Consider the following 5947-nt stretch of genomic DNA (forward strand, 5'->3'; position numbering starts at 1 on the left):
CGGGCCTGGCTGTGATGGCTGGGTCGTGGGAGCATCCGATCCTTGAGAACTCAACAGCGTGCACTTGTCAAATGCCAAATTATCCTCGTCTAGCTTCGGCTAGTTGAGAATTCCTTTGGATCAAAGACCAACCTCCTTGTGGGGTTGGCAATGGATGAAGTCAGCAATGAATTTGTCTCTTTGGTCAGCATCAAACTCGCTGCGTCACCGTTTTCCCGGTGGGGTATGCATTTCTTTTTTACGGAGAGTTTGATCCTGGCTCAGGATGAACGCTGGCGGCGTGCTTAACACATGCAAGTCGAACGGTGAACACGGAGCTTGCTCTGTGGGATCAGTGGCGAACGGGTGAGTAACACGTGAGCAACCTGCCCCTGACTCTGGGATAAGCGCTGGAAACGGCGTCTAATACTGGATATGTGACGTGACCGCATGGTCTGCGTCTGGAAAGAATTTCGGTTGGGGATGGGCTCGCGGCCTATCAGCTTGTTGGTGAGGTAATGGCTCACCAAGGCGTCGACGGGTAGCCGGCCTGAGAGGGTGACCGGCCACACTGGGACTGAGACACGGCCCAGACTCCTACGGGAGGCAGCAGTGGGGAATATTGCACAATGGGCGCAAGCCTGATGCAGCAACGCCGCGTGAGGGACGACGGCCTTCGGGTTGTAAACCTCTTTTAGCAGGGAAGAAGCGAAAGTGACGGTACCTGCAGAAAAAGCGCCGGCTAACTACGTGCCAGCAGCCGCGGTAATACGTAGGGCGCAAGCGTTATCCGGAATTATTGGGCGTAAAGAGCTCGTAGGCGGTTTGTCGCGTCTGCTGTGAAATCCGGAGGCTCAACCTCCGGCCTGCAGTGGGTACGGGCAGACTAGAGTGCGGTAGGGGAGATTGGAATTCCTGGTGTAGCGGTGGAATGCGCAGATATCAGGAGGAACACCGATGGCGAAGGCAGATCTCTGGGCCGTAACTGACGCTGAGGAGCGAAAGGGTGGGGAGCAAACAGGCTTAGATACCCTGGTAGTCCACCCCGTAAACGTTGGGAACTAGTTGTGGGGTCCATTCCACGGATTCCGTGACGCAGCTAACGCATTAAGTTCCCCGCCTGGGGAGTACGGCCGCAAGGCTAAAACTCAAAGGAATTGACGGGGACCCGCACAAGCGGCGGAGCATGCGGATTAATTCGATGCAACGCGAAGAACCTTACCAAGGCTTGACATATACGAGAACGGGCCAGAAATGGTCAACTCTTTGGACACTCGTAAACAGGTGGTGCATGGTTGTCGTCAGCTCGTGTCGTGAGATGTTGGGTTAAGTCCCGCAACGAGCGCAACCCTCGTTCTATGTTGCCAGCACGTAATGGTGGGAACTCATGGGATACTGCCGGGGTCAACTCGGAGGAAGGTGGGGATGACGTCAAATCATCATGCCCCTTATGTCTTGGGCTTCACGCATGCTACAATGGCCGGTACAAAGGGCTGCAATACCGCGAGGTGGAGCGAATCCCAAAAAGCCGGTCCCAGTTCGGATTGAGGTCTGCAACTCGACCTCATGAAGTCGGAGTCGCTAGTAATCGCAGATCAGCAACGCTGCGGTGAATACGTTCCCGGGTCTTGTACACACCGCCCGTCAAGTCATGAAAGTCGGTAACACCTGAAGCCGGTGGCCTAACCCTTGTGGAGGGAGCCGTCGAAGGTGGGATCGGTAATTAGGACTAAGTCGTAACAAGGTAGCCGTACCGGAAGGTGCGGCTGGATCACCTCCTTTCTAAGGAGCATCTGACACTTTCGGGTGTCCAGAACCCAGATCGAGAACGTTCGTTTCTCGCTGGGAGCTCATGGGTGGAACATTTGACATGGTGCGAAGGATGCTGTTCTTCTCCAGTACGCCACTTCGGTGGTTGGAACGGGGAGGGTGGCGGATGTCGCACCTGCACGCTGTTGGGTCCTGAGGGACCGGATGCGGATCTTTCGGGATCTGGTCTGAACCTCTGGGCCTCTTTCTGTTTCCCCCGTGTGGGGTTGTGGATAGGGGCACCGCCCGTACTTTGAGAACTACACAGTGGACGCGAGCATCTTGCAGCTGGCTTCGGTCAGTTGCACAAGATGATCTTAAAGATCATTAGTCAATTTCAGATTCCATCTTCGGATGGGGTCGAGTTTTTGATTCAAACTCATGTGATTTCAAGTCTTTAAGAGCAAACGGTGGATGCCTTGGCATCTGGAGCCGAAGAAGGACGTAGCAATCTGCGATAAGCCTCGGGGAACTGATAAGCAAGTTTTGATCCGAGGGTGTCCGAATGGGGAAACCCCGCTGGGCGGCGTGCCGACCTAGTGACTCCCGCCTGAATATATAGGGCGGGTAGAGGGAACGTGGGGAAGTGAAACATCTCAGTACCCACAGGAAGAGAAAGCAACCGCGATTCCGTTAGTAGTGGCGAGCGAAACCGGAACAGGCTAAACCTAGCGTGTGTGATAGCCGGCAGGCGTTGCACGTTGGGGGTTGTGGGACTTTTCAGTCATCTCTGCCGAGGTGGCGGCGTTACAAGAAGGTATAGACGAACGGTCTTGAAAGGCCGGTCATAGAGGGTGCCAACCCCGTAGTCGAAATGCCTCTCTTGGCGCGAAGAGTATCCCAAGTAGCACGGGGCCCGTGAAATCCCGTGTGAATCTGTCAGGACCACCTGATAAGCCTAAATACTCCCAGATGACCGATAGCGGACAAGTACCGTGAGGGAAAGGTGAAAAGTACCCCGGGAGGGGAGTGAAATAGTACCTGAAACCGTTTGCTTACAAACCGTTGGAGCCTCCTTAGTAGGGGTGACAGCGTGCCTTTTGAAGAATGAGCCTGCGAGTTAGCGATATGTGGCGAGGTTAACCCGTGTGGGGTAGCCGTAGCGAAAGCGAGTCTGAATAGGGCGATTCAGTCGCATGTCCTAGACCCGAAGCGAAGTGATCTATCCATGGCCAGGTTGAAGCGACCGTAAGACGTCGTGGAGGACCGAACCCACTTAGGTTGAAAACTGAGGGGATGAGCTGTGGATAGGGGTGAAAGGCCAATCAAACTTCGTGATAGCTGGTTCTCTCCGAAATGCATTTAGGTGCAGCGTTGCGTGTTTCTTGCCGGAGGTAGAGCTACTGGATGGCCGATGGGCCCTACAAGGTTACTGACGTCAGCCAAACTCCGAATGCCGGTAAGTGAGAGCGCAGCAGTGAGACTGTGGGGGATAAGCTTCATAGTCGAGAGGGAAACAACCCAGACCACCAACTAAGGTCCCAAAGCGCGTGCTAAGTGGGAAAGGATGTGGAGTTGCCTTGACAACCAGGAGGTTGGCTTAGAAGCAGCCACCCTTGAAAGAGTGCGTAATAGCTCACTGGTCAAGTGATTCCGCGCCGACAATGTAACGGGGCTCAAGCACGCCACCGAAGTTGTGGCATTGACATTATTGGTAGGCCTTCGTGGTCCAGCCGTGTTGATGGGTAGGAGAGCGTCGTGTGGCCAGCGAAGCGGCGGTGTAAACCAGCCGTGGAGGCTACACGAGTGAGAATGCAGGCATGAGTAGCGAATGACGTGTGAGAAACACGTCCTCCGAAAGACCAAGGGTTCCAGGGTCAAGCTAATCTTCCCTGGGTAAGTCGGGACCTAAGGCGAGGCCGACAGGCGTAGTCGATGGACAACGGGTTGATATTCCCGTACCGGCGAAGAACCGCCCAAGCTAATCCAGTAGTGCTAAGTGTCTGAATCCCAGTGACTGATCCCTTCGGGGTGACGCTCTGGGCCTAGCGCACGACCCCATTCTGGTGCGGTTAGCGTATTAACAGGTGTGACGCAGGAAGGTAGCCCAAGCCAGGCGATGGTTGTCCTGGTGCAAGTGCGTAGGCCGAGTCGTAGGCAAATCCGCGATTCACATAGGCTGAGACACGATGCGGATAAAAAGTGGGTGATCCTATGCTGCCAAGAAAAGCATCGACGCGAGGTTCTAGCCGCCCGTACCCCAAACCGACTCAGGTGGTCAGGTAGAGAATACCAAGGAGATCGAGAGAATCGTGGTTAAGGAACTCGGCAAAATGCCCCCGTAACTTCGGGAGAAGGGGGGCCTTCGGCGTATAGGGATTTACTCCCGAAAGCGTTTGGAGGCCGCAGAGACTAGTGGGTAGCGACTGTTTACTAAAAACACAGGTCCGTGCCAAGTCGCAAGACGATGTATACGGACTGACGCCTGCCCGGTGCTGGAAGGTTAAGAGGACCGGTTAGCCGCAAGGCGAAGCTGAGAATTTAAGCCCCAGTAAACGGCGGTGGTAACTATAACCATCCTAAGGTAGCGAAATTCCTTGTCGGGTAAGTTCCGACCTGCACGAATGGCGTAACGACTTCCCAACTGTCTCAACCGCGAACTCGGCGAAATTGCATTACGAGTAAAGATGCTCGTTACGCGCAGCAGGACGGAAAGACCCCGTGACCTTTACTACAGCTTGGTATTGGTGTTCGGTGTGGCTTGTGTAGGATAGGTGGGAGACTTTGAAGCATGGACGCTAGTTCGTGTGGAGTCATTGTTGAAATACCACTCTGGTCACTCTGGATATCTAACTTCGAACCGTAATCCGGTTCAGGGACAGTGCCTGGTGGGTAGTTTAACTGGGGCGGTTGCCTCCCAAAAAGTAACGGAGGCGCCCAAAGGTTCCCTCAACCTGGTTGGCAATCAGGTGTCGAGTGTAAGTGCACAAGGGAGCTTGACTGTGAGACTGACAGGTCGAGCAGGGACGAAAGTCGGGACTAGTGATCCGGCAGTGGCTTGTGGAAGCGCTGTCGCTCAACGGATAAAAGGTACCTCGGGGATAACAGGCTGATCTTGCCCAAGAGTCCATATCGACGGCATGGTTTGGCACCTCGATGTCGGCTCGTCGCATCCTGGGGCTGGAGTAGGTCCCAAGGGTTGGGCTGTTCGCCCATTAAAGCGGTACGCGAGCTGGGTTTAGAACGTCGTGAGACAGTTCGGTCCCTATCCGCTGCGCGCGTAGGAAATTTGAGAGGATCTGACCCTAGTACGAGAGGACCGGGTTGGACGAACCTCTGGTGTGTCAGTTGTTCCGCCAGGAGCACCGCTGATTAGCTACGTTCGGGATGGATAACCGCTGAAAGCATCTAAGCGGGAAGCCGGCCTCAAGATGAGATTTCCATACCTTCGGGTGAGAGGCTCCCAGCCAGACTACTGGGTTGATAGGCCAGATGTGGAAGTGCAGTAATGCATGCAGCTGACTGGTACTAATAAGCCGATGACTTGATAACACACCGTTTGTTGGTGCTACGCGTCCACTGAGTGGTTCTCGATGTACGGTCGAGAACCGCATAACAACAATGACTTTGTTATGTGTTTGATTGAAACATCAATAGTGTTTCGGCGGCCATAGCGTGAGGGAAACGCCCGGTTACATTCCGAACCCGGAAGCTAAGCCTCACAGCGCCGATGGTACTGCAGGGGGGACCCTGTGGGAGAGTAGGACACCGCCGGACTCCTTTTAGACAAAATGGCCACCCATCGTTGGGTGGCCATTTTGCGTTTACACGAAAAGAACAGGGAGCATCATGCCAGAAGAGGAAGAGCGCCGTCCGCGTCGCAACGACGACGGTGGATCGCGCGGGCACCGCGCTTCTGGCGGACGCCCCAGCAATAGCCGTGACGGTGCGCCGCGTCGTGACGGCGCAGCTCCCCGTCGTGAGGGCGGGTACAACCGTGATGGTGGTGCACCGCGTCGTGACGGCGCAGCTCCCCGTCGTGAAGGTGGCGGCTACAACCGTGATGGTGGTGCTCCACGTCGTGAGGGCGGGTACAACCGCGACGGCGCCGCTCCGCGTCGTGAGGGCGGGTACAACCGCGATGGCGCATCTCCCCGTCGCGAGGGCGGGTATAGCCGTGATGGTGCAGCTCCCCGTCGTGAAGGTGGCGGCTACAACC

At 55.5% G+C, this 5947-nt stretch carries 1 protein-coding gene and 3 rRNA genes; all 4 read left to right on the forward strand.

The window, feature by feature from the left end; translation table 11 throughout:
• The first annotated feature begins 237 nt into the window (after nt 1-237).
• Nucleotides 238-1761: ribosomal RNA gene (locus GZ64_RS0106515) — 16S ribosomal RNA — on the forward strand.
• 414 nt (nt 1762-2175) lie between these two features.
• Nucleotides 2176-5280, forward strand: a 23S ribosomal RNA gene (locus GZ64_RS0106520).
• Between the two features lie 108 nt (nt 5281-5388).
• A 5S ribosomal RNA gene (gene rrf, locus GZ64_RS0106525) occupies nt 5389-5505 on the forward strand.
• The 16S, 23S and 5S rRNA genes sit together here, the layout of an rRNA operon.
• 163 nt (nt 5506-5668) lie before the next feature.
• A partial coding sequence (locus GZ64_RS20155) for a hypothetical protein (RefSeq protein WP_231479835.1) occupies nt 5669-5947 on the forward strand: 279 nt, incomplete at its 3' end.

The organism is Microbacterium sp. Cr-K32, assembly GCF_000708345.1.
Classification (GTDB): Bacteria; Actinomycetota; Actinomycetes; order Actinomycetales; family Microbacteriaceae; genus Microbacterium; species Microbacterium maritypicum_A.